A 24,191-nucleotide genomic window follows, 5' to 3' on the forward strand; every position below is an offset into this window, starting at 1 on the left:
CATAGGGTAATCTTCGCGCCCTGCGTCCAGGGGGAGAACGAGATGAGCGATACATTAGGTGGGAAAGGCGGCAAGGTCCGTGTTATGTATGTCCGCAGTGATGATGGGGACGATAAAAGCAGTAAATCAAAGCGGCCTGCGGATAAACGCCGAGGTGATGGCGATAACCGTTCCCACCATAAAGGGCGCGATGGCGGCGCACGTGGCGGGCGAGACAATAGCGGCGGCGGCGCGAAATGGCGCGGTGAATCTGAGCGGCGTGAGCGTCCGGCGCGTCGTGAGACGTCTGAACGCATGGACTCGCCGTGGAAGACCGTATCCCGCACCGTGGATGACATCCCGGATCACGGCGGCATCAGCGGTAAAAGCCAGATAGACCCTGAGCAGTTGCGCCGTCAGCGCACGGAAGAAACCCGCGTGTACGGCGAGAATGCGTGTCAGGCGCTGTTTTTAAGCCGCCCGGAGTCGATCGTGCGCGGCTGGTTTTTACAGGAAGTGACCCCCCGTTTTCGTGAAACGCTGCGTTGGATGGCGGCGAATCGCAAAGCATACCATGTGGTTGATGATGCTGAACTGACGAAAGCCTCTGGGACGGAGCATCATGGCGGCGTCTGTTTTATCATCAAAAAACGCCGTGGTCTGGATGTCGCGACATACCTGAAAACGGCTGGCGAGACAGATTGCGTGCTGGCGCTGGAAGATGTTGGCAACCCGCATAATCTCGGCGGCATTGTGCGTAGCTGCGCACATTTTGGCGTCAATGGCGTGATGGTGCGTGATGCCGCGATGCTGGAGTCCGGTGCAGCGGTGCGCACGGCGGAAGGCGGGGCGGAACATGTTAAAGCCATCAATTCAGATAATCTGATTGAAGCGCTGGCGCAGTTTCGTGCTGCCGGTTACACCATTGTGACTACGTCCAGCCATAAAGGAACGTCTTTATCTCAAGCTGACTTACCGGCCAAAACGGTGATAGTGCTTGGTCAGGAAGGGGATGGCTTGTCAGATAGCGCCTGGCAACAGGGCGATATGAAGATCTCGATTGACGGCACCGGCAAGGTGGAAAGCCTGAACATTTCGGTTGCGACCGGTATTCTGCTGGCGCAGTGGTGGCGACAGAATCACGATTAAGTGTGAATGTCTGCATCAAAAAATAAGGTGGCATAAGCCTAATACCGATCAGTTAAGACAAAAATGATCGGTTGAACAGAGCCTCTCCATAATTCTGTGTAATTGTCACCGCATCAAAGGTGATCGCTCAGGCGATCACCGAACTCGATAATAAAATGGCTCATTGCCAGCCGCCAATTCTGGATCGGCATACTTTATTTTGTCGAGGCCGACTATATTGTCAGATAAATCACTTTACGTACCGAATCATCTATCGGGAACACCTTACGTTTCTTTATCGCCTGGCGAATCACACTGTTCAGCAACTCGATGGATTGTATTGGTGGTGTAGATAGCCTTGCGGATATCCGGCGGGTAGCCAAAGAACGTAATGCTCGCGAACGTGTCCAGCGTCATCAGCGCTGCTTCCTAGGTTGTGGCCTGATACACGGCTTTCAGCACGCTGGTGACGCCCTTGTAATCCTTCCACGAAACATATTTCAGGCTGTTGTACACCATGTGGATGATGAACTGCTGGATATGTGTCTGTGGATAGACGCTGTTGATAGTCTCCGGGAAGCCCTTCAATCCGTCCATGCAGGCAATCAGGATGTCCTGAAGTCCCCGATTTTAAGCTTCGTCAGTACAGTTAGCCAGAACTTCGCACCTTCGTTTTCGGCCAGCCACATACCCAGCAGCGCTTTCTGGCCTTCGGTGTTAATACCCAGAGCGAGGAACACCGCTTTGTTGATGATGTTGCCGCCATGACGGACTTTTACCACGATACAATCAAGATAAACAATGGGATACAGTGAGTCTAACGGACGGTTTTGCCATTCTGTCACCTGCTTTTAACCACATCGGTGACTTTAGATATCAGCGTGGGCGACACATCGGCATCGTACATTTCTTTGAATGTAGCAACGATTTCCCGCGTGGTCATGCCTTTGGCGTACAGGGATAAAATCTGGCTACCCATCTGCGTGATGCGGGTCTGATGTTTCTTTATCCGTTGCGGTTCGAAGGTGTTTTCACGGTCACGTGGTGTGCTCAGTTCAATTTCACCATCGTCGCATAACATGGTTTTAGACGAGTAACCATTTCGGGTATTAGAGCCTGATTTCGGGGCATTTTTCTCGTACCCGAGATACTCGATCAGTTCTGCATTGAGCGCGGTTTCTATGGTTAACTTCGGCAGCATGCGGCAAAACGTATTGAAGTTGGCTTCGTTTTTAAGATCTTTAGCCAGTTCAGCAGCTAGTGCTTTGAGTTTCTGTTCGCCCATCATTTGCCTGTCTCCGTTGTTGGAGTGAACATATCAAAAATAGGCAATTACATAATTTTAATTACAGTCTCGTAAGGCCACCTTATTATCAACCTAGCGGGCGCAGCCCCTTGGCTGGCAAAGCACATCAAGGGGTCGCTGTAGTTTCTTATTGATTTATATTTTCATGTCGTAGGCATAATCAGACAAGAAATGCTTTTATTGGCGGATTGACCTGCGATCTATGTGGGGTTTGCTCTGTTTCTATAGCAGTGCTGCTTGTGCAAGTAAATTCGCTATCACCACCAACGCTTGCCGGGTTACACCGCGTCGTCCATGTTGAGTCTGCTTATTATTGAGCTGACGTATCACCTCCGGCTTTTCTATCATGTTCTCAACCAATTCCAGCGGGGTCATTCCTTTTGCATCTCGTAGCCATACAAGGCCTGGGGCGAGCTGTAACAAGCGTTTGACCGCATGTAAATTGGCAGACCAGCCTGCGGTATGCAGTGGTGAACGCCCATCATCGGTAACATGGTCGAGGCGACAGGGGTTATCAAGGAGTGCATCGACACAACTATCGACCCCTGATTTGATAGCCGAATGTAGCGCAGTCATGCCTTTATTACTTTGTATTTCTGGATTGGCTCCTGCTTCCAGCATGAGGGCGACCAGCCTGGTATTTCCTTCTTCTGCTATCAGCATCAACGGGGTTTGCCCTTTAATATCAGGGATGTTGAGTTGCTTAGGGCTCTCCTTGGCCAGTTGCCCAATAAATACTCGCCAATTCTCCAGCATGGCTTCGAACCGGTCTATTTCGCTTTGCTGCTCGCGCGAAACCCTTTCCTTCATCATGGGGATATTCTGCACAAACTGAGAATGTATTTTGATAAGCATCATCAAGACCGAATTCCCGTCTACATCTGGTAGGTTAGATTTTAGTAATGGACGATTGGCTTTGATCCACTGTTGCAAACCGAGGTGATCGCCAGCCTGAAACAGGGGCCATAGCTGTTTAAACAACTGCGCTATCGTACTTTTCACACGCGGTACTTCAGCCTTAATGCCGGGGTAGGGTTTGTACAGGTCATGCCAAAAGTAATTTGATGCCCAGCGTGCGGTTTCCTCGATAGAGGGTATTACATCGCACTTGGCCATCATTCCTGCGTTCATCATCGCCCGATAGTATGTTTCATGGTTATTAGGAATTAATTTCTGGTTGGCAAGCTCTACGGCCAGAATATCCCGTGCAATTTCACCCCGCAAAGGGCCATAATTCCGCACCATAGTTGCATTCATCGCCTCTCTGAACAGCCTGGCCGCACCGTCAAAATCATTACTGGCCAACAGGTGCTTGGCTTTGTATTGCAAAAGAGGCGCTTGCCATAACGCATAACCTGAGTTGCTCTGTGCTTCATTGAGTAAAGCGTTAACTCTGGCCATCGTGTCTTTTGGCCTTTGTTTGTTCTCACCATTCAGATAACTGTCAATTTCCCACAAAATAGCCTGAACCATTTCAGAGGGAGTCGTCGCCAGTTCCCGTAAACGTTTGATGGCTGCTTCTCTGGCAGGCAGGCTAAGGGTTGAACGCTGCACGACCTTATTGACGACCGAATACCGATGCTCAGTTTGCAAGATGCGCCAGGGGGATGAAGTGCTCATCCTATCAATCAGAAAGCCGATGGCTTTTATCTCGTCAACCTCGGTTTTGGTGCGCTCCATTTCTCTTTGAAGAATAGAAGCAGTGGACGTCTCATCGACTCCCCAGTGATCTTCAAGCATCGCTTCAGGTTCTAGACGGCAGAAGTGATCGGTCAGTAACTCCGCCAGTACATGGTTTGCAATTTCACGACGAGAAGGAAGGATTGAAAGGAAGACGTCAAGGTTCCCCAATGCTGGCAGATGTGCCTCAAACCAGGCATTTTCAGCGTTTTCCCCCTGTTCTGCACAGTTTCGCCATGCAGCGATCGTCAAGTTGTAAACAGACTTATAGAGGGCGCACAGTTGCAGTAATTTGTTTTGCTGAGGGTCTGCACTCAGCCGGTCAACCCCGGGGCAGAGAAACTTGAGTAGACGGACATAACCATCCTGTACCATCCGGGCGAGTAACAAGCGCTGGCGGATAGTTTTGGCTTGCGGTGGCGCATAACGAGCTGCGATGTGCTTGACGAAGGTCATCTGCTCGTCCTCATCTGCCTGCCCGGCCAAAATGGCCTCTATCCTTCCGGGGTGAGTCATTGGGATTTCCAGTCGCAATTTATCAGCAGTCAGTCCCTTCTTTTCGACAAAATCCCGAACTTTGAGGAACTGCTCAGAAGGTGGAGAATTGTGGCAGAGCGATATTGCTCCGTCAAAACGCAGGTTTGCCTCGTCAGAGAAGTGCTTGTTGATGGTTTCAGGGCGAATGGTGGTTCCACTACGCCAGTAATATAAGGAGCGACGCAGACTGTCATCGCTGTTCACTCTTGCTTCACTTTGCTGATCCGCAAACGTCTCTAGCGGCATACCCAGCAGATCCAACAACCAATCTATAACCTGAGTTACCGGCATAGACACGCATGTCTTGCCATCCATTTCGCAAGGCTCCGGCAAATACCAGAAATGCCCACCCGGCATGCCTGTATCAAGCACTTCTTCAAGGCTCCAGAAGCCGACACGGCGTGCCAGGCTTGGCACGTAGAAATGTGTCAGCATCATCCAGAGAATCTGGCGTTGGTCGGCGGCGAAGGTCCATGTGTTCTGCTGGAGGTACTTGTGGGCGTTCGCAAATTCCATCAGGTTGTTAATGGCATCTTTCTGCGCCAGTGGATCCAGATTCAGCGCGTCTAAAATGTCGTGAAGGATTTCTTTACCCATTTCCTCATAAGCTTTAAGGCTCATCTGTCCGGTCGCGAATTTAGTTTTCCTGGTTGTCTGATAACCCCGACAGCCAAGGCTTTGATGAATTTCCAGCAAGAGTGCTTCGGTTCGTGGCAAGGTGCTCATGTTGTGCTTATCCCCATAGTGGTTTGATATCACGGTTATTCTGGCTATATCGAGTAATTGAGTCTCTGAAAACGCTCGTATCCCCCCGCTGTCCGACTGTAAAGGAGGCGTGTCGTCGGGTTCATAGTGACCTGAGCGAAATCGATGAAGCCTGCGGTAAAAATCGTGTAGGTCGCATCATGCAACTGAACCGGATCAAAACGCTACGTGGCCGATAAGTGTGAAATGTATTGATCACTTCCTCGGCATAAAATGCTGACCTGTAGTGGTCTAATAAACCTGATTTCCCTTTTCTGGAAAGGATCCCGTGTCTCTTCCAGCACTAAAATTGCGCACGATACCCCCTTATCCCCCAGCCCTTGGCTTCGTAGGGATGTTCGTGAACCGCAACGGCATACACTGTACTGTCTAATAGTGGGTGAATTTGCCCTGTTTAAGAGCACCGTTACGCCACTGTCGTGGCGGATGTACACAGAGCAGATGCTGTGGGTGGGTGAAGGCCGTAGCAGAGACGCTTTCCGCCCTTTCTTCATATGGGGTGCTGGGCGTTCGCTATAGCGTGCTATCCACCGCTATCTGCGTCAGCTCGTTCCAGTGAGACAGGGGCGTTTTCTCAAACCACAGACGCTGAGTTTTCTCAAACATTAACCGGACGGCGTCTTCACCGAGTTGCTAGCGAGCTTGAACAACAGCACTGGGCGCGACAAAGGGTCGCTTCCCCGGCAGCAGAATATCCAGATGAGACACGAGCTGGTTCATTGAATGGGAACGAAAAAGTGACATTCCCATCACTGCCCAGACCATCATTTCCATAGAAAGTCGACGTTTACGTAATGTGACCACGCCGGTATCGGCAAGGCACTCATCAATAAGTTCAGGAGACAAGAGGTCTGAAAGGGCAGCGAACTCCTGAGGAGTAAATTGGTGAATGGTGTCCAAAGCCTGGCTGAGAAGCATAAAAAATCCGTAATCCTTGAGAGATTACGGATTCTTGCAGAGCTGCCGGATCGTTCAACCGATCATTTTTGTCTTAACTGATCGGCATTAGGCGTATGCCATCTTATTTTTTTGTCAGCGTTGACTCACCTTAACCCCGGCAAATACTCAGTGTGCGCCACCGGCAGAATGGCTGCCAAAAGGTGGTTTGGCAAACCAGACCAACACGATAAGCACCACAAAAACTCCGGCAGAGAGCCAGAATATCTCATTTGCGCCAATAATCAGCCCCTGTGCCGTTACCTGCTGCGCCAGATAGCCGGACACCTGTTGCTGGCTCATCCCCATCGCTTCAAGTTGCTGATAGGTTTGCTGGGCTGCCGGATTATACGGGTTGATAACCTCGCTTAAATGCTCATGATGCAGCGCCTCTCGCCTTTCCCATAGCGTGGTGGTGATTGATGTCCCAATCGAACCGGCTAATGTTCGGGCGAAATTAAACAAGCTTGACGCTGCGGCCATGCGCTCAGGCGGCAGGCCGGAGAGGGTAATGGTGGTCAGCGGCATAAAGAAGCAGGCGACAGCAAATCCCTGAACGAATTGCGGCCAGGCCGATGCGCCGAAATGCATTGCCGGTTCAAAGGTATACGCGCGCCAGTAGAAACAGACGGCATACATGATAAAGCTGAATGTCACCAGACGGCGCATATCCAGTTTATGCATGAATTTGCCGATGATGGGCGAGAGGATTACCGGCATCAGGCCGACGGGAGCGGAGGCGAGGCCCGCCCAGGTCGCGGTGTAGCCAAACACCACCTGAAGCAACTGCGGCAACAAGACTATCGCGCCAAAGTAGAGCATGAACGCGAGACTGGTACAAAGGCAGCCAATGGTGAAATTGCGCAGCTTAAACAGCGACAAATCCACCACCGGGTGGTCATCCGTCAACTCCCACACCACCAGCACCGACAGCGACACCACCGCCACGGCAGCCAGCACCGTGATTTCGGTGGAGTTGAACCAGTCCAGCTCTTTGCCCCTATCCAGCATCATTTGCAGGCTGCCGATACCGGCGGCCAGCAACACCAGTCCCATGCTATCAATCGGGCGGATTTCGGTTTTCGTTTCGCGCCCTCGCAAGGTTTGCAGCGTGACCAACACCACCAGAATGCCGAGCGGCACGTTGATGAAGAAAATCCATCCCCAGTGATAGTTGTCGCTGATAAAACCACCCAGGATCGGGCCGAAAATCGGCGCGACAACCACTGTCATTGACCAGAGCGCCAGCGCGATGCCGCGTTTGGCGGGCGGATAGTTGTTGAGCAGTAAACTTTGCGACAACGGGATGATGGGCCCGGCGACCAGCCCTTGCAGCATCCTTGAGACGATAAGCATTTCCAGGCTGGTAGACATACCGCACAGCCAGGAGGTGAGGGTAAAAAGCGCCGTAGCCCAGACAAACAGCCGTATCTCGCCAAAACGCTTCGCCAGCCAGCCAGTTATCGGAATGGAAATGGCATTCGCGACGCCAAATGAGGTGATGACCCAGGTGCCCTGTGAGTTGGAGGCCCCCAGATTCCCGGCAATTGTGGGGATTGCCACGTTAGCGATGGTGGAGTCTAGCACCTGCATAAACGTGGCCAACGATAGCGCGATGGTCATCAGCGCCAGCGTCATGCCTTCGAGCGGTTTTCTTATCACACAGCTCTCCCTGGCATTCAGCCCGCATTGTCACTGATGATGTTGCTAATCAACCGATCAACCGGCGTCATATCCAGCTCCAGCGCGTCGCTTTGATAAGCAGGCGCATTGCGCGGGGTATCGGCCAGCACTTTGCCTTCACGGTTGGCGGTATCAACCTTAACCAGCATTGATAAGCCGATACGCAGCGGGTTATCAGCCAATTGTCGCGCATCAAGCTCAATGCGCACCGGCAGGCGCTGTACCACCTTAATCCAGTTGCCCGTGGCGTTTTGTGCCGGAAGCAGAGAGAACGCACTGCCGGTTCCCATGTCGAGCCCGACCACTTTGCCTTTATACACGACGGTGTCGCCATATAAATCGCTGGTGACGCTGACAGGTTGGCCGATACGCATATTCGCTAACTGGGTTTCTTTAAAATTGGCGTCCACCCACAACGGGGCAGCGGGCACCACCGCCATCAGTGCGGAAGTGCTGCCAATTCTGGCACCCACCTGCACGCTGCGACGTGAGACATAACCATCGACCGGGCTGACGATATGCGTGCGTTTGAGCGCCAGCCAGGCATTACGTAAATCCGTTGCCGCCTGAGCGATAGCCGGTTGTTGTTCCAGCGGCGTGTTTAACACTAACGCCTGTGTTGCGGCGTATTGCTGTTTGGCGGCCTCCAGCGAGGCTCTGGCGCTGGCAACCTGATCGCGGGCGTGTTGCAGGTCTTCACGGCCTATCGCATTGGCACGGCCCAGCACTTCACGACGATTCAGGTCATTGACCGCTTTATCGAGCGCAATTTGTTGTAGCTCGATATTCGCCTTGTACTGGCGCACGTTGATCATCTGTTGATGTACCTGACGCACGCTATTGGCGAGCGTGGTTTGAGCGCGGGCGAAGGCTTGCTCGGCATCAGTTGGGTCAAGTTCGACCAACACATCGCCTTTTTTAACCACATCGGTGTTATCGACATTGACGCGAATCACGCTGCCGCTGACCTGCGACATAATCTGCACCTGATTGCCGGCGACGTAGGCATCGTCGGTTTCCTGATGGTGCTGCAACACCAAATACCAATACGCAAACCAGATACAGCCGATAAAAATAAATACGATCATTAATAGCGTTAGCATCCCTTTACGCGACTTTTTGGCTTTCGTCGGCGTGGCGGAAGGCGTCTGACTTTCCACGTTGGCACTCATAATACTCTCCTGATTACATTTCTTTTTTGCGGCCTTTCTTAGCCTTTGATTGCCGTTCATGGCGAAATCGTTGTGAGGGTACGAGTGACCAACACAACGAAACCTGCAAACCATGATGGCTTGCAGGTTAGTGAATAAAGCGCTTTCTGTCGGTACGGCTACAGGCGTTACACGCCGTTTTGCTCCATTTCGTCAAGACGCAGTAACAGTTTACGCATCAGTCCGTCCAGTTGTTCGCGCTCGCTGTCTTCAAGCGCCGAGCAAAGAATATGCAGGCTGCGGTGTTGAGGCGGCAACAGCTCATCGAGAAACGCCTTACCTTTATCGGTCATGTACAGATACAGGCAGCGGCGGTCACTGTCGCTTTCCCGCCGCTCAATCCAGCCGCGTTTTTCCAGCTCATCGGCAATACGGGTGGCATTGGTACGTGAAGACCCTAACGCGGCGCTCAATTCTGATGGTTGGATACAATAGTTTTCCTGTGACTCAAGCGTAATCAGTGCCATGAACAGCGTTTCATTAATATCCTGTTCTTTGAGCATCTGGTTACGGTGTTCCAGAATTTTGGTTTGCATATGTAAAAACAAACGCAGCAGCATCACTTCCTTGAGTGGGAAGTCAGGGCGGCGTGAAGCCCGCATACGTAGCATATCTTCAATTGGGGCGAAGGAACTTTCCATAGATGTCAACCTCATTAATCACGACCAGTATAGTAACGAATGTTACTAATTAGGTAAATGCGAGAAACTTGTCGATTAGTGCTTAATTTACTGCTGGCAAAAAACGCCTCCGGCTCTGGTTTTCGTCAGCGTGACGTTAACCTCTTGCCGTTTAAACGCCTGTGGCAAGCAGCATGTGCAGCACCTTGAATACCAACCCATAGCACAACGCCCCCAACAGAGTTGAGAGCACGATGCTGCGGGTTTTATAAAAACACAGTGTCAGCAGAACAAAGCCCGCAAGCGTTGGCAGTAATCGTTCTGCATGACGTAATACTTCCGGCACGGTTGATACAACCAGCAAGGCGCAAATAGAGGCAATACCGATGCTGTCGAGTAATAAGGCGGTTTTCCCTCGGCGCAGTCGGCCCGATGCCCGATGGCCAGCGACGTGCAGCGGCAGGTAGCGAAATAAAAAATTAGCGGCACCTACCAGCAAACCAATCAATATCACTGAAGTATTCATGATGACGCTTCCCTTTCTGTGCGTTGCGGCATTAATGACGCCAAACAACCGCAGCCAATACCTGTCAGGATGGCTGCCGGAATGGATGATGCCAGCAATCCCAGCAAAGCTCCGCCGAGTGCGGCGGCAACAACCAGGCGTTGGTGACGACGAAAGGAGGACAGCAGAAAGCTCAGAAACAGGGCGGGCAACATAAATGCCAGCGCCGACTCGACGGCGGGAAACGCGGCCAGCGGGCCATTACCGAAGTGTGCGCCCAGTACGGTTCCCACCACCCAGGATAGCCAGGCGCAAAGGGCCACGCCCAGCATCCACGCTTCGCTCCAGCCAGAGTGACGGCGTGAGAGTTTAGCGGTGGCGGCGGCAAAAACTTCATCCGTCAAACCGAAGGCCCACCACGGCGTTTTGCCGGTTGGCAGACGCTGGGTGATGCGCTGGCGCAGCGAGGGGCCGTAGAGTACGTGACGTATATCCATCGCCATAACCGTAAGCGCAGCAACCCACAGCGAAGCACCGGCGCTCAGAAGCGCGGTAATGACGAACTGGCTGGCTCCGGCATAAATAATGCAGGAAAGAAAAATCGCCTCCAGCGGTGTGAAACCGAGCTTCACCGCATTGAGCCCGAACGCAAAGGCAACGGGAACGTAGCCAATGACGATGGGGAGACTGTCAAACACACCACCGGCAAATGAGGCTTCAGTCGCTGACGCTGGGGATGCCGGGTTGGAAGAGGGCGATTTCACGGTATCTGGGTCTGTCCTTCACATGAAAACATCATCATGACCTGTTTCGCGGGCGATGAGGGCGAAACGGCATGATGACAGTGTTAACTTACTGTTAAAGCTGGCTAAGTAGTTTAGTATTGAACAGTCACGCCACAGAATCCAGCAATTTATCTTATAAATTCACTTAAAAATAATCAGTTATTTTATCAGTCCATCTGAAAAATGTATCGGTGGCGTGCTGCTGTCTGGTGTTGCACGCCCCTGATGCCCTTTACCCCGAGTGTTATTGCGCAGCGGCGCGTGCGTGCGCTATCCAGCGGTCAAACAGCGCCTGATGCGCGGCTATCCAACCGTCAACGTGGCGCTCAATGTCATGTTGAGAAGACTCGCCCTGATGCATGCGCAGGTTTTGAGCGTTCACATCAGCCAGCGGCAGGGTCATGCTGGCAAACAACGCGGCGGCGGCCGGATTGTTTTGCGCCCATGCTTTATTGGCGACGATACGCATCTGGCTGACCGGAAAACCATAATTGGCCCCGCCGGGTAGCGCGGTTTGCGTGGTGTTCTGTGCGCCCGGCAGCGAAGAGAACGGGACTTGCAGCCACACCACATCGCGGCCCGGCACTAACACATCACTGACCCAATATGGCGTCCAGGTGTAATAAAGAATCGGTTTACCCTGTTTATAGCGGCCAATGGTATCGGCCATCAGGGCTGCGTAATTGCCCTGATTGTGGTTGACGTGGTTGCTAAGGCCGTAGGCCTGAATCTGATGGTTGATAACGCTTTCGCAGCCCCAGCCGGGGTTGCAGCCGGTCAGGTCGGCTTTGCCATCGCCGTTGGCATCAAAAAGCGCGGCCAGCCTGGGGTCTTTGAGATCATCGAGTCGGGTAATGTGGTACTGCTCGGCGGTTTTCTTATCGATAAGATAGCCTTGTGCCGCACCCGCCACATAGACACCGTGGCGAGAGAAGACGGCATCGCCGCCTGCCGCCTGGTACATATCATCATGCAGCGGTTGCCAGTTGGTTGCGGTGAATGTGGCATCACCGTGGGCGAGGGAGGCATAGCCGACGTTGTAATCCACTTCGCTCGGCTTTTCTACACGATAGCCCAGTTTTTCCAGCGCTTTGCTGACCAGCAGCGTCTGAAATGTCTCTTCTGCGAGCGTACTTTGTATCGGTTTGACCGTAATGCCCTGGCCGGGAAGCGAGGTGGCGCTATCGGCTGGCGTCTTCGCGCTCGGTGCCGCGAACAGGTTGCCGTTGAGGAGCATCGCCAGTGTCAGCGCTGCTATCTTGATTGAGTGCATGCTCTCTCCTTAATTATTTGTGACTGCATTATTTGTGACTGCATTGTTTGTGATGGCATTGTTTGTAACGGCATTGTTTGTGACGGAATTGCGTGTAACGGCGTAAGCCGTGCCCGGCATGGCGAATAACCGTATCGCGCCATGCCGCCGTTAACTGAATGGCCTTGGCCAAATGAGGAGGCTATTTCTTTGCGATAAACAGGCGCATTAACAGGCCGAGAGGCCCGTGCTGATAGCGGTGCTGGCGGCCACGACGACGCACGTTCTGGCCCAGCGATTGCGTCAGGCGGTCAAGAATGATCGCCAATATCACAATGCCGACACCGCCGATAGCGGCAAGCCCCATATCCAGACGGCCAATGCCGCGCAACACCATTTGCCCGAGCCCCCCGACGGCAATCATGGAGGCGATGACCACCATAGAGAGCGCCAGCATCAGCGTCTGATTAATGCCCGCCATGATAGTGGGCATCGCCAGCGGCAGTTGGACTTTAAACAGCATCTGACGCGGGCTGGCGCCGAAGGATTCGGCTGCCTCCAGTAAATCAGCCGGTACTTGCCGGATACCCAATATCGTCAGGCGCACCATGGGAGGCAGGGCAAAGATGATGGTGACGACCACCCCCGGCACGTTGCCGATGCCAAACAGCATCACAATCGGCACCAGATACACAAATGCGGGGGTCGTTTGCATCGCATCAAGCAGCGGGCGAACAAGGCGTGCGGCGCGAGGGCTACGCGCCAGCCAAATGCCGAGCGGTGCGCCTATCACCACGCAGAAGAGCAGCGCGGTGAGCACCAGCGACAAGGTGATCATGGCCTGCGACCAGGCACCGATAGCGCCAATGACGACCAGTAATAGCAGCGTGAGTGCGCCCATGCCAGCGCTGGCTACCTGCCAGGCCAACAGGGAAAAGAGCACTATCGCCAGCGGTGCGGGCAGGCCGGTGAGCAGGTGCTGAAAACCGGTGAGCGTGATATCGACCGGCACCCGAATCGCCTGAAACAGCGGGCGAAAGTGCAATACCAGCCAGTCAATTCCTTGAGTCACCCAATTATCAAGTGGGATTAATGTGTGGCGAAACGGGTCTGCCAGGCTAAAGGGTTCCTGCGGCGCAGGCGGTACGCTATTGAGCCAGTCCGCGCTGCCAGAGGCAGCCTCGCCCGTGACAGGCGCACTGTGCCAGGCATCAGCTGCGTTATCCGGCATCGCGTTATCCGGTATCGTAGCATCTGGTCTCGCAACATCCGGTCTCGCAACATGTGCCGGCGCGGTTGGTGGGGATGACGCGGCGGCCTGCGGCATAGGATTGAGCGGGGATGCGGTATCAGTCATTGATAGGGTTCTCCTTGTCAAGCGCTTGCAGCAGCATTCCTTTGGAGATGATGCCAAGATAATCATGCTGTTCGTCGATGACCGGTACCGCACAGGGGGCTTGTGCGACCAGTGAGATCAACTCACTGAGCGGCATCTCTGCCGGTACGGGGGCCGGTGAGGGTAACAGCGCCTGCTCCAGCGGCTGCTGTTGACGCAGAGCCTGCTTGAGGGAGTCGAGAGAGACGACGCCGATAAACTTACGTCCCCGCTCCAGCACGTAGCCGTATTCCCTGTCCTCGTCTTGCAGAATCTTGAGCGCCGAACGCGGGCCAACGCCTGGCGTATGGCGGATGATGGTGACAGGTCGGCGGCGGGCAATGTCTTTGGCGCAGAACACCTGGCTGATGTCAACGCCGCGAAAAAAGCTGCGCACGTAGTCATTGGCCGGGGTATTGAGGATTTCATCCGGCGTGCCGGTCTGAATCACCTCACCGCTGTGCATGACCGCAATGCGATCGCCAATGCGCATGGCTTCATCGAGATCGTGTGAAATAAAGACAATGGTGCGCTGCTGGCGGGCCTGCAATTTGATCAGCTCATCTTGCATCTCGGTACGGATTAACGGATCTAACGCGGAGAAGGCTTCGTCCATCAACAGAATATCGGGATCATTGGCCAGCGCGCGCGCCAGCCCAACGCGTTGGCGCATGCCGCCCGACAGTTCATCCGGGTAAGCGGCGGCATACGCCTCAAGCCCGACTTGTTGCAGTGCGCTGAGTGCCTTGCTATCTCGCTCGGTGCGCGAGACGCCCGCCAGATCGATACCAAACGCGGTATTATCGAGAATATTCAGGTGTGGCATCAGTGCGAAAGACTGGAACACCATGCTTATCTTCTTGCGCCGAACATCACGCAATGCGCTGGCGGACAGCTGTGAGATATTCTGCCCGTCTATCAGCACATCGCCTCGCGTCGGTTCTATCAGGCGATTGAGAAGGCGTACCAGGGTCGATTTACCGGAACCGGATAATCCCATGATCACGAATATTTCGCCTTCTTCAATGGCCAGACTGACATCTTTTACCCCGACAGTCAGACCGTTCCTGGCAAAAATCTGATTTTTATCCAACCCTTTTTCTAACAGCGTAAAGGCACGCTCAGGGTGCTCACCAAATATTTTATACAGATGTTTAACTTCAAGTTTTATTGCCATGTCATTCTTTTCTTCCTGTGTCGTTTGTTTCTTAACGCCTCATGTGTGAATGAAACTTTTTATACCCTAATCATAAATGCTCGCGCTGACAACCCCATCGGTGATGATAGGTATTTGATGGGGAAATATATCTTGGTGAAGATTAAAGATAATATTTCTGCACGATTTGTTTCATTTTTATTGTTTGGCTGGTTGTTTTTTATTGATAATTTTCAGTTATTTAATTTATTTTCATGGGGTTTATTTCGCCGTTTGATACGGCGGGGATATCGGGCTGAATGAAAGAGAAGTTATCGGTAAATAGCATGTTTTGACGCATTTATTATCCGCATTATTTACCCAGTGATAATTTCCTGGTGACAGTGATGAAATAGTGCGTGTGTGAGAGGGTAAAGAAATAAAAATATACCGTAATAACGGGGAGGTAGCGCAATATAAGGCGGTGTCAATACCAAAGTAGAATTAAGGGGCGCGGCATCAAAATAATCGTCATTTGTCGGATGATTCCTAAAATAAAATACGCGCGGCGAATATCGTCATCGGGGCGATATGCGCCAGGGCGTCGCTATACGCAAAAAAATAAATAAAGCGGATAGATAACGAAATAAATGACGGTGCCTGACGCACTAGCGGATAAACGATTGATGAAGACGTCATCACCGCAAGAGTGCGTCAGAGCGAAGGGGCTATTGGCTGGCGAGGAACGCGCGCCAGCCGCCAAACGCGGTGATATCCCGCGCGTCTTTTAAGGCGGCCGGTTCACAAATAAACCCTTTCACGCTGCGGCCATCGGCCAGCGTGAGGGTGCCAATGCCAAGCGGTGAGGGGATCTCCGCCACGAACTCACCGAAGCGTGCGAGCGGAATATCCCACAGTTCCACGGTAATCGGCTGTCCCTGCTGCGTTTTCACCAGACCGGGTTTGGCTGGCGTGGTATTGGCCAGCGCATAGAGCCGGTAATCCGCCGAGGTGGTGGTTTCCTCAACCCACACGGCATCACGCGTGATGAGCTGGTGATTAAGCGGCATACCGCGTAAATGCGCCCCCACGACGGCAAGGCGCACGTAATGGGCCGCGTTGGCCGGCGGGCGCGTCGCCGCCGAGGAGGGGAAGGAGGGGAGCGCGTGTCCGGTGGCACCGAGCGGCAGTTGCGTGGCCTGCTGCCAGCGCTGCCCGAAAGCCGCCAGCGCGGTGTCGTGCCAGGCGGGGGCAATCAGGGTAATACCGGCGGGCAGGCCGTCATCACGAAACGGTGCCGGTAACGCCAGCCCGCACAGGTCGGCCAGATTGGTGAAGTTGGTGTAAAAACCGAACTGCGAGTTGTACGCCACCGGTTGCTGCGCCATTTCTGCCAGCGTGTGAATCGTCGGCGCGGTCGGCACCACCAGCGCATCAAACTCGCTCAGGCAGGTCGCGATTTGCCGGGCCAGGCTTGCGCGCAGGTATTCCGCTGCAAACACGTCACAGGCGCTGAAATCTGCGCCTTTGGCGATAATGCCGCGCACTACCGGGTCGATGGCGTGCGGCTGTTCGGTGAGCAGCGCGCCGACGGCAACCGTGCGCTCTGCCACCCAGGGCCCTTCGTACAGCTGGCGCGCCAGTTGTGTGAAGGGGCTAAAATCTATCGGTTCCAGCGTCGCGCCCAGCGCCTGAAGCTGGGCGATGGCGTGCTGGAAGGCTTGTTCGGCGTGTTGATCGCCAAAAAATTCCAGCGGATGCGGCAGCGCCAGCTTTGGGTTGGCGGGCAGTGCGGCAGGCGTCGTGCGGGGATGGACGCGCGAATAGGCGTCCTCACGGTCGTAGCCGCCAGCCAGTGACGCCACCGTGAATGCATCTTCTACCGTCAGAGCAAACACCGAAACACAATCATTGAGGCGGCACGCGGGGACGACGCCCTGCGTCGATAACCAACCTTTGGTCGGTTTTAACCCGACGATGTTGTTAAATCCGGCGGGAACTCGCCCGGAGCCTGCGGTATCGGTGCCAAGCGCAAACGGCACCAGCCCGCGCGCGACCACCGAGGCAGAGCCTGAGCTAGAGCCCCCGCTGACGTAATCCGGCTGAAAGCTATTGACGACCGCGCCGAAAGGGGAGCGGGTGCCGACCAGACCGGTTGCGAATTGATCAAGATTGGTCTTACCAATAACGATCGCACCGGCCGCTTTCAGCCGGGCAATAACGCCGGCATCTTGCTCTGCGACAGAGGTAAAAGCCGGGCAAGCCGCGCTGGTCGGCCAGCCTGCCACATCAATATTGTCTTTAACGGCAAACGGAATGCCGTACAGCGGCAGGGAAGCGGCATCGGGCTGACTGAGTAACCGGTCAATTTGCGCGTCAAGCTGCGAGGCGTCAGCCAGCACTATCCAGGCGTTATCCCGCTGGTTGTCGTGCTGCGCGCTTAACTGCTGCTGTAACCCGTGCAGGGCGGCGCGCAGCTGGCTTTCTGACTGACGCAGGTGGCACAGCCATTGGTTCAGGGTCGGGCCGGGTAAAATCGTATGTTCTGTCATGATAGGGTTCCATCAGCTCTACAAGATGGGTTCACTATTCAAAGCCTGTGCCAATGTTGCCGCTCGGCGCTTGATTCAGGCGCGATCTTTTTCAAGCGTGAGCCTGGATAAGCGATTCATGCCGGTTGATGCCGTTTCGCGGCGCGCCAGATAACGATAACTTCCGGCACCGAGAGCCACGCCGATAAACCAGCTAAAATTAGCGACCTCATGCCAGGCGGGAACGAAGCTGATCACTAAGCCGATAGCCACCGACGGCAGCAGCGCCAGCACCGCATTCGGGTTAATGCCGTTGCGATACCAGTAGCGGCCATTTGGCGTATCGTTGAACAGCGCATCAACATCGATCTTGCCGCCTTTGATCAGGTAAAAATCCATGCCAGCAGGATGCCAAACAGCGGGCCAATAAACGCGCCCAGCACGTCGAGCGTGTAGTGGATAAGCTCTGGTGAGTTGAACAGATTCCAGGGCGTCAGCAGTACCGAACCAACGGCAGCAATCATCCCACCGGTGCGGAAACTGATGCGCTGCGGCGCGCAGTTGGAGAAATCGAACGCCGGGGAGACGAAGTTGGCGACAATATTAATGCCGATGGTGGCGACAATCATGGTGAGCAGGCCCAGCGCCACTGCCACGCTGTTGCCGACGCGGCTGACGGTTTCAATCGGGTCGGTGATCATCTGGCCGAACAGCGACTGGGTGCCGGAGACTATCACCACCGTGACGAGGGAAAACAGCAGGAAGTTAATGGGTAGCCCCCAGCGGTTGCCGCGCTGGATCGCCTGCATATTTTTAGCGTAGCGGGAGAAATCGCCGAAGTTCAGCAACGGGCCGGAAAAATAGGACACCACCAGCGCGGTGGCGGTGATCATCTGCCAGATCTGCTCGCCGCCGCTGAGGGATTTGCTGCTCAGGGTAAACGAGATATTGTCGAGCCCGGTTTTGTATACAATCCATCCGGCCAACGCCAGCATGACGACATAAACGGCAGGCCCTGCGATATCGATAAAGCGCTTGATGGCACTCATGCCGTGCCAGAACACCATCGCCTGCAACAGCCACATCACGCCAAAGCACAGCCAGCCCAGTGTCGATAAGCCCAGCCAGTGGCTGGCGGTAAGCGAGGTGAGCGACGGGACAAATTTCAGCAGCACCAGCATCAGCGCATTGGCGGCCAGGTAAGTCTGGATGCCGTACCAGGCGAACGCGATAAGCCCGCGAATCACCGCCGGAATATTCGCGCCGAATACGCCGAAAGATTGGCGACAAATCACTGCATAAGGCACGCCGCTGAGTTGGCTCGGTTTGGCCACCAGATTGGCGCACAACTGCACGATGCAAATGCCTGCCAACAGGCACAGCAGCACCTGCCAACTGGCCAGACCCAGCGTAAAGAAGCTGGCGGCCACCACGTAACCCCCCATACTGTGTACATCCGACATCCAGAAGGAAAAGATGTTGTACCAGGACCAGTTTTGTTCGCGTGTCGGCGCCAGGTCTTCATTGCACAGTCTCGGGCTGTACGATTTCGGGCCGTGCAATTTCGTGCTGGAATGTGTCGGAGCGCTTGCGGCGGTTGTCATATTTTCTGGCATGGAATCTGCTCCTTTCTTGCTGACGATGAAAATAACGGTGAATAACGCGTGCTAACAGGTGTTGCAGGATTTGGGCCAGATCGGTGAATTTTGTATACAATAAATTTATTTTTTGTGTACGATCTGGTGGTGGCGTGATAACGGAAGAAACCAATGAACGATATGTATGGTCTCGGGAAAGAGATATTTTCTGAGCAAAAAGATGATGTTATCTATCAGGCGTTGCTGAATGCCATCGTTGAGCACCAGTTGCTACCCGGTGCTCGCCTGCCGGAAGAGGCGCTGGCGGAGGTGTTTGGCGTCAGTCGTACCGGGATCCGCAACGTGTTGCAGCGTTTGGCAACGGTGCAAATGATCACGCTGTTGCCCAAACGTGGTGCACAGGTGGCGACACCGACGGTAGATGAAGCGCGTGAGATCTTTCAAACCCGCAGCCTGATGGAGTGCGCCAACCTGCCTGCGGTGCTGGCGCATTGCCAGCCGCCGCATCTGGCGGCGCTGGAGGCGCTGATAGCGGCGGAGGAGAAAGCCCATCAGGATCGCAACGGGCCGGAGGCGATCCGCCTGTCGGCTGCCTTTCATATCCAGTTGCAGGCGATTTCTGGTAACGGCGTGCTGACCAGCCTGGTGTCGCAATTAACGCGGCGCTCATCGCTGGTGATCGCCGCGTATGGCGCGCCGTGGCAGCAAGGCTGCCGCTGTCACGATCACCATGACCTGCTGACACTGCTGCGTAACCGCGATCTGGCGGCGCTGACGACTGCCATGCAACAGCATTTCAACGAGATTGTCGCCAGCCTGCGTTTTGGCGGCGATAGCACGGCCACGCCGGATTTCTCGCGGCTGTTTGGCCACCTGAAACCGCACGGCGGTCGTCAAGAGGAGCAGGCGAAATGAACCATTGTGTGATTCAGGTTATCAACCCGAATACCAGCGTGGTGATGACCGACACCATCGCTGCGGCAGCGCGGCGTGTGGCGGCACCCGGCACCGAGATTGTGGCGGTGTGCCCGTCGCAGGGCGTGCCGTCTATCGAAGGGCATTTTGATGAAGCGGTGGCGACGCTTGGCGTGCTGGAGCAGGTTAAGCTTGGGCGCGAGCAGGGGGTTAGCGGTCATGTTATCGCCTGCTTTGGCGACCCCGGTTTGCTGGCAGCGCGGGAGCTGGCAAGCGCGCCGGTGGTGGGGATTGCCGAGGCGGCGATGCACCTGGCGACGCTGGTGGCGACGCGCTTTGCCATCGTCACCACGCTGCCGCGCACGCTGATCATCGCCCGCCACTTGGTGCAACGCTACGGCTTCGAGCATCACTGCGCCGCGCTGCACGCCATCGACCTGCCGGTACTGGCGCTGGAAGATGGGCAAGGGCTGGCGCAGCATAAAGTGCGGGAGATGTGTATACAGGCGAAGCGGCAGGATGGCGTAGGGGCGATCGTGTTGGGTTGCGGCGGCATGGCTGATTTGGCGCACACACTGACGCAGGAGCTGGCGCTGCCGGTTATCGATGGCGTCGGTGCGGCGGTGAAAATGGTGGAATCGCTGGTGGGGCTGGGGCTTGCCACCAGCAAACACGGCGATCTGGCTTATCCGCTTGATAAGCCGTTAACCGGCGCGTTCGGGGCGTTGCGTTAATCGACGCCGCCGCGTTGCGGCTCTGATAATAAGGAAAAACACCATGACGCTTTCTCAGCAGTGGGGCGCAGACCCCGACTATCCGCGCGATCTGATCGGTTATGCCGGTCAACCGCCGCACGCTCGCTGGCCGGGACAGGCGCGTATCGCGGTACAGTTTGTGCTGAATTACGAAGAAGGGGCGGAAAACCATGTGCTGCACGGCGACGCCGGTTCCGAGCAGTTTCTGTCCGATATCATCGGCGCGGCCAGTTACCCGGCGCGGCATATGTCGATGGACTCGCTCTATGAATACGGCTCTCGTGCCGGTTTCTGGCGTATTCACCAGGAATTTCAGCGCCGTGGCCTGCCGCTGACGGTGTTTGGCGTGGCAATGGCGCTGGCGCGCAACCCGGCGGTGGTCGAGGCTATCCGGGCGGTGGACTACGACGTGGTCAGCCACGGCTGGCGCTGGATTCACTACCAAAACATGGCTATCGACACTGAACGGGCGCATTTACAGCAAGCCATTGCGGTACACACCGAGCTGTTTGGCCAGCCACCGCTGGGCTGGTACACCGGGCGCGACAGCCCGCACACCCGGCAACTGCTGCTGGAGCAGGGCGGTTTTCTGTATGACAGCGATTATTATGGCGACGACCTGCCATTCTGGTTGCCGGTAACACGGGCAAGCGGCGAGTGCAAGCCGCACCTGATTATTCCCTACACGCTGGATGCTAACGACATGCGCTTTGCCTCACCGCAGGGGTTCAACAGCGGCGAGCAGTTCTTCACTTATCTCAAAGACAGCTTCGATGTGTTGTACGCCGAAGGGGATGACGCGCCGAAAATGCTGTCGATTGGTATGCACTGCCGCCTGCTGGGGCGGCCGGGGCGTTTTCGGGCGCTACAGCGCTTTCTGGATTACATTGGGCAGCACGAGCGTGTGTGGGTCTGTCGCCGTCAGGATATCGCCGAGCACTGGTATCGTACCCACCCGTACCGCGCCTGACGCAATAAGGCACTCATCGCGCCGACGGGGTTACGGGTATTCGCCAGGCAATGTTACCTATAGGTTTCATTGCCTGGCTTTTTTGTATTTTGTGAAACCTATAAGTTGCATTATCAATGGGCGGAGTTTTTGATACCTAAAGGTAACGTTAAACGCGTGGTGGTAAGTTAATGTCACCTTTTGGTGATGTTAATGGCCTTTTGGGTGTTTTACGTGTGCTATATTACGCGTAATGAGATCGGAGGGGCGATGGAGAGACTGACCGTACAGGCGTTTATCGACAATGCGTGGCAGGATATTGCCGAGATCGGTTTTCCCGAGAGCTACCGGGATAATTACCTGCTAACCCAGCTGGATTATGCGTCCGATTATGGCATTGACTATATGGATAGCGATGACCACCACGCGGTTTCCGTCAATTATCCGGTACGGATCTTCTTTGACGATGGCGGCGAGCCTGGGTGGATGCGCTTTCTGGATGACATTATTCCGGCGGGAGCTAGCCGACAGTATTGGATTGAGCATCTTGATCTTTCCGGGTTGCCGACACAGTTGCAAGATTACATCTTGCTGCGTCACGCCACCATTGCTCCGGTTGGTCACTTGCGTATCAAAGAGTCAATTCCTGCACAGCATAGTGGCACTACCCGATTTTTCAGCGTGGAGGACGTGAAGAATCGGGCCAGCGATTTTCTGGATTATGCACAGCAGCGTGGTGCTGCGGCTGGCGGTGCTACAGGTGCAGGTGGCGAGGCACCCAAACTGCTATTGCGGTGCAATGCCGATGATGAGGTATGGATCGATACCTGGCAGGATGACCTCGATTGTTGCGATACCGCTTATCTGGTGAAGTTTCCACGCGGGAAACGTAGTGAGATTGACTGCGATATCCTGCGAGCCGAGTTTCATTATTACCATGAACTGGCCGAGATGGGGTTTGACACCATTCCTGTGGCGGGTATGCGTCTGGAAGAAGGACGGCATTATCCGTCGCTTTGGCTACCGCGCTTTGATATCGAATTCCCTGGTGAGGGGCGTGTGAAGCGTTATGGTATGGAGTCGGTGTATTCTCTGCTGCGAGCCGGGCCAGGCAGTGCGTTGCGCCATGATCGCACGATTCGCACACTGATCGCCAAGATCGCTGCCAGCCACATGGTCAGTGTTGAGGGAAAACCGTTTGATCCAGCGGCGTTCGTGATCGAGTGGGTTCGGCGTGATCTGTTGAATATTGCGTTCGGCAACAGTGATAACCATGGCCGCAATACCGCGTTTCTCAGAGACGAGCGAGGGATTCGGCTGGCACCGATTTATGATTTTGCGCCGATGAAAGCGGACCCGGCAGGCATTGCCAGAACGACCAAATGGCCGGAGCCGCTTGAAGTCGGCGGTGATTATCAGTTTGAGCGGATCGCGCAGTTGTTTTCCGACATTCTTTCACCAGAATTGTTGATGGCAACATTACAGCAAACCGCCACGCAATTGGTTGGTCTGAAAGCGCGGCTTCAGCGGCGCGGTGTGCCCGAATCGATCATCACGTTGCCTTCCATCGGATTTGATTACCTTCCTGAAAAGTTACAGCGCTGGGGGTTGTTATGAGTCAGAACCGCAATAATAACGATAACCACGCTGGTGAGCAGGATATTCAGGCCACCATACGCAAGTTACGCCAGCGTATGCAGGAGCGCAGTGTGGCGCAGACCTATTTTCAGCCGTCATCCGTTGGCGTGGCAACAGAGGCTGCGGATATCACAAAAGTGAGAGCATCAAAAAACTCCCGGCCACTCAATACCAGCGAGCGGCAGCTTGCCATGCAAAACATTATCCGCAGGATGATGTTCGGTGAGATATCGCAGGGAAACACACTTAAAGAATTGCGTCTTAACGTGTTGGGCCTTCGGCAGGAGGCTTACGCCACGCTGGTGGGGGTATCACGCAAGACCTTGTCTGAAATAGAGAACGGCAAAGGCAATTATACGGCGGATATTATCAACAAAGTGTTTAAGCCGTTTGGGTTGAAGGTGGGGCTTATGCCGGTATCGTCGTCATTACTCGCCGAGATCCTCTCGACTCCCGCCTCTGCCGGGAAGTCGGATAGCCGATAACCGGTACCGTCGCTATCCGACAGCGGCGCAGGGGTTACACCATCACGCTCACATGGGCCGCTACGATGCGCCACCCCTGTTCCGTGCGCAGCCAGGTTTGCATCTGGCGGCCAATTTTCTCGCTGCCTTCACGACGAAACTCGGTACTGGCGACCGCCATGTCGCGGCCATAGGTGGTTATTACGGTGTTGTGCAACTGCCTGTCCAACCCGGCTGACGGGCGGGCGGTGCGAAATGCGCGAATTTGCTCAATGCCATAGAGATTCTCTGACGCGCCATAGCGCACGGTATATTCACTGTGACAAAACAGCTCATCAAGCACCGCAATATCATTGCCGGTCAGCGCCTGTTCGTAGCGGTAAAACGCGGCTGTCATGTCGGCCAGCACATCGGGCAGGTTAATGTCGAGTGTCATCATGCTTC

17 protein-coding genes and 3 pseudogenes are annotated in these 24,191 nt (G+C 54.6%); 6 read left to right on the forward strand and 14 right to left on the reverse strand.

Going from position 1 to position 24,191, the window contains the following annotated elements; genetic code table 11:
* The first annotated feature begins 42 nt into the window (after positions 1-42).
* Positions 43-1,128 (forward strand): tRNA/rRNA methyltransferase, encoded by a 1,086-nt coding sequence (locus tag O1Q98_RS15790; protein WP_125260450.1) that lies wholly within the window; start codon positions 43-45, stop codon positions 1,126-1,128.
* 113 nt (positions 1,129-1,241) lie between these two features.
* On the opposite strand, the pseudogene O1Q98_RS15795 reads toward O1Q98_RS15790, so the two are convergent.
* The 13 genes and pseudogenes from O1Q98_RS15795 to O1Q98_RS15855 form a co-directional block, all read right to left on the reverse strand.
* Positions 1,242-2,392 (reverse strand): annotated as a pseudogene (locus O1Q98_RS15795) (IS256 family transposase).
* Between the two features lie 243 nt (positions 2,393-2,635).
* Positions 2,636-5,356: an ankyrin repeat domain-containing protein gene (locus O1Q98_RS15800; RefSeq protein ID WP_125260449.1), complete on the reverse strand. Its 2,721-nt coding sequence runs from the start codon at positions 5,354-5,356 to the stop codon at positions 2,636-2,638.
* A gap of 555 nt (positions 5,357-5,911) precedes the next feature.
* Positions 5,912-6,313, reverse strand: a pseudogene (locus O1Q98_RS15805) (transposase domain-containing protein); the annotation flags it as partial.
* Positions 6,314-6,460: 147 nt separating this feature from the next.
* Positions 6,461-7,993, reverse strand: a complete 1,533-nt coding sequence (emrB, locus tag O1Q98_RS15810) for a multidrug efflux MFS transporter permease subunit EmrB (protein ID WP_125260447.1) — start codon at positions 7,991-7,993, stop codon at positions 6,461-6,463.
* A 17-nt stretch (positions 7,994-8,010) separates the two neighbouring features.
* Positions 8,011-9,186, reverse strand: a complete 1,176-nt coding sequence (emrA, locus tag O1Q98_RS15815; protein WP_125260446.1) for a multidrug efflux MFS transporter periplasmic adaptor subunit EmrA — start codon at positions 9,184-9,186, stop codon at positions 8,011-8,013.
* A gap of 167 nt (positions 9,187-9,353) precedes the next feature.
* On the reverse strand, positions 9,354-9,866 hold the full coding sequence (gene mprA, locus O1Q98_RS15820) for a transcriptional repressor MprA (protein ID WP_125260445.1): 513 nt from the start codon (positions 9,864-9,866) through the stop codon (positions 9,354-9,356).
* A gap of 151 nt (positions 9,867-10,017) precedes the next feature.
* Positions 10,018-10,371 carry an L-valine transporter subunit YgaH gene (ygaH, locus tag O1Q98_RS15825; RefSeq protein WP_125260444.1) on the reverse strand — a complete coding sequence of 118 codons (354 nt, stop codon included), beginning with the start codon at positions 10,369-10,371 and terminating at the stop codon, positions 10,018-10,020.
* The gene (locus O1Q98_RS15830) at positions 10,368-11,114 is read right to left on the reverse strand and encodes an AzlC family ABC transporter permease (RefSeq protein ID WP_125260443.1); all 747 of its coding nucleotides are present in this window, start codon (positions 11,112-11,114) and stop codon (positions 10,368-10,370) included. Before O1Q98_RS15830 ends, ygaH begins: the two co-directional genes overlap by 4 nt.
* Before the next feature lie 265 nt (positions 11,115-11,379).
* Complete coding sequence (proX, locus tag O1Q98_RS15835) at positions 11,380-12,408, reverse strand: glycine betaine/L-proline ABC transporter substrate-binding protein ProX (RefSeq protein ID WP_125260442.1); 1,029 nt, start codon at positions 12,406-12,408, stop codon at positions 11,380-11,382.
* 181 nt (positions 12,409-12,589) lie between these two features.
* Complete coding sequence (gene proW / locus O1Q98_RS15840; RefSeq protein WP_125260441.1) at positions 12,590-13,744, reverse strand: glycine betaine/L-proline ABC transporter permease ProW; 1,155 nt, start codon at positions 13,742-13,744, stop codon at positions 12,590-12,592.
* The gene (gene proV, locus O1Q98_RS15845) at positions 13,737-14,939 is read right to left on the reverse strand and encodes a glycine betaine/L-proline ABC transporter ATP-binding protein ProV (RefSeq protein ID WP_125260440.1); all 1,203 of its coding nucleotides are present in this window, start codon (positions 14,937-14,939) and stop codon (positions 13,737-13,739) included. The genes proW and proV overlap by 8 nt, the downstream gene beginning before the upstream one ends.
* Positions 14,940-15,625: 686 nt before the next feature.
* Positions 15,626-17,449 (reverse strand): allophanate hydrolase, encoded by a 1,824-nt coding sequence (gene atzF, locus O1Q98_RS15850; RefSeq protein ID WP_125260439.1) that lies wholly within the window; start codon positions 17,447-17,449, stop codon positions 15,626-15,628.
* A 75-nt stretch (positions 17,450-17,524) separates the two neighbouring features.
* A pseudogene (locus O1Q98_RS15855) lies at positions 17,525-19,032 on the reverse strand (NCS1 family nucleobase:cation symporter-1).
* A 165-nt stretch (positions 19,033-19,197) separates the two neighbouring features.
* On the opposite strand from O1Q98_RS15855, the gene O1Q98_RS15860 reads away from it, so the two are divergent.
* The 5 genes from O1Q98_RS15860 to O1Q98_RS15880 all read left to right on the forward strand — a co-directional run bounded on the left by O1Q98_RS15860 (position 19,198) and on the right by O1Q98_RS15880 (position 23,768).
* Complete coding sequence (locus O1Q98_RS15860; protein WP_125260438.1) at positions 19,198-19,941, forward strand: GntR family transcriptional regulator; 744 nt, start codon at positions 19,198-19,200, stop codon at positions 19,939-19,941.
* The gene (locus O1Q98_RS15865; RefSeq protein ID WP_125260437.1) at positions 19,938-20,675 is read left to right on the forward strand and encodes an aspartate/glutamate racemase family protein; all 738 of its coding nucleotides are present in this window, start codon (positions 19,938-19,940) and stop codon (positions 20,673-20,675) included. The genes O1Q98_RS15860 and O1Q98_RS15865 overlap by 4 nt, the downstream gene beginning before the upstream one ends.
* Positions 20,676-20,718: 43 nt before the next feature.
* A complete protein-coding gene (gene puuE, locus O1Q98_RS15870; protein ID WP_125260436.1) occupies positions 20,719-21,666 on the forward strand; it encodes an allantoinase PuuE in 948 nt (315 codons plus the stop codon).
* 249 nt (positions 21,667-21,915) lie between these two features.
* Positions 21,916-23,262: a type II toxin-antitoxin system HipA family toxin gene (locus O1Q98_RS15875; protein WP_125260435.1), complete on the forward strand. Its 1,347-nt coding sequence runs from the start codon at positions 21,916-21,918 to the stop codon at positions 23,260-23,262.
* Positions 23,259-23,768: a helix-turn-helix transcriptional regulator gene (locus O1Q98_RS15880; RefSeq protein ID WP_240632817.1), complete on the forward strand. Its 510-nt coding sequence runs from the start codon at positions 23,259-23,261 to the stop codon at positions 23,766-23,768. The genes O1Q98_RS15875 and O1Q98_RS15880 overlap by 4 nt, the downstream gene beginning before the upstream one ends.
* Positions 23,769-23,802: 34 nt before the next feature.
* Here the strand turns inward: O1Q98_RS15880 and hpxZ are convergent, their stop codons facing one another.
* Positions 23,803-24,186 (reverse strand): oxalurate catabolism protein HpxZ, encoded by a 384-nt coding sequence (gene hpxZ, locus O1Q98_RS15885; protein WP_125260434.1) that lies wholly within the window; start codon positions 24,184-24,186, stop codon positions 23,803-23,805.
* Positions 24,187-24,191: the final 5 nt, after the last annotated feature.

Origin of the sequence: Dickeya lacustris, from assembly GCF_029635795.1 — a bacterium.
In the GTDB taxonomy this organism is placed as follows: domain Bacteria; phylum Pseudomonadota; class Gammaproteobacteria; order Enterobacterales; family Enterobacteriaceae; genus Dickeya; species Dickeya lacustris.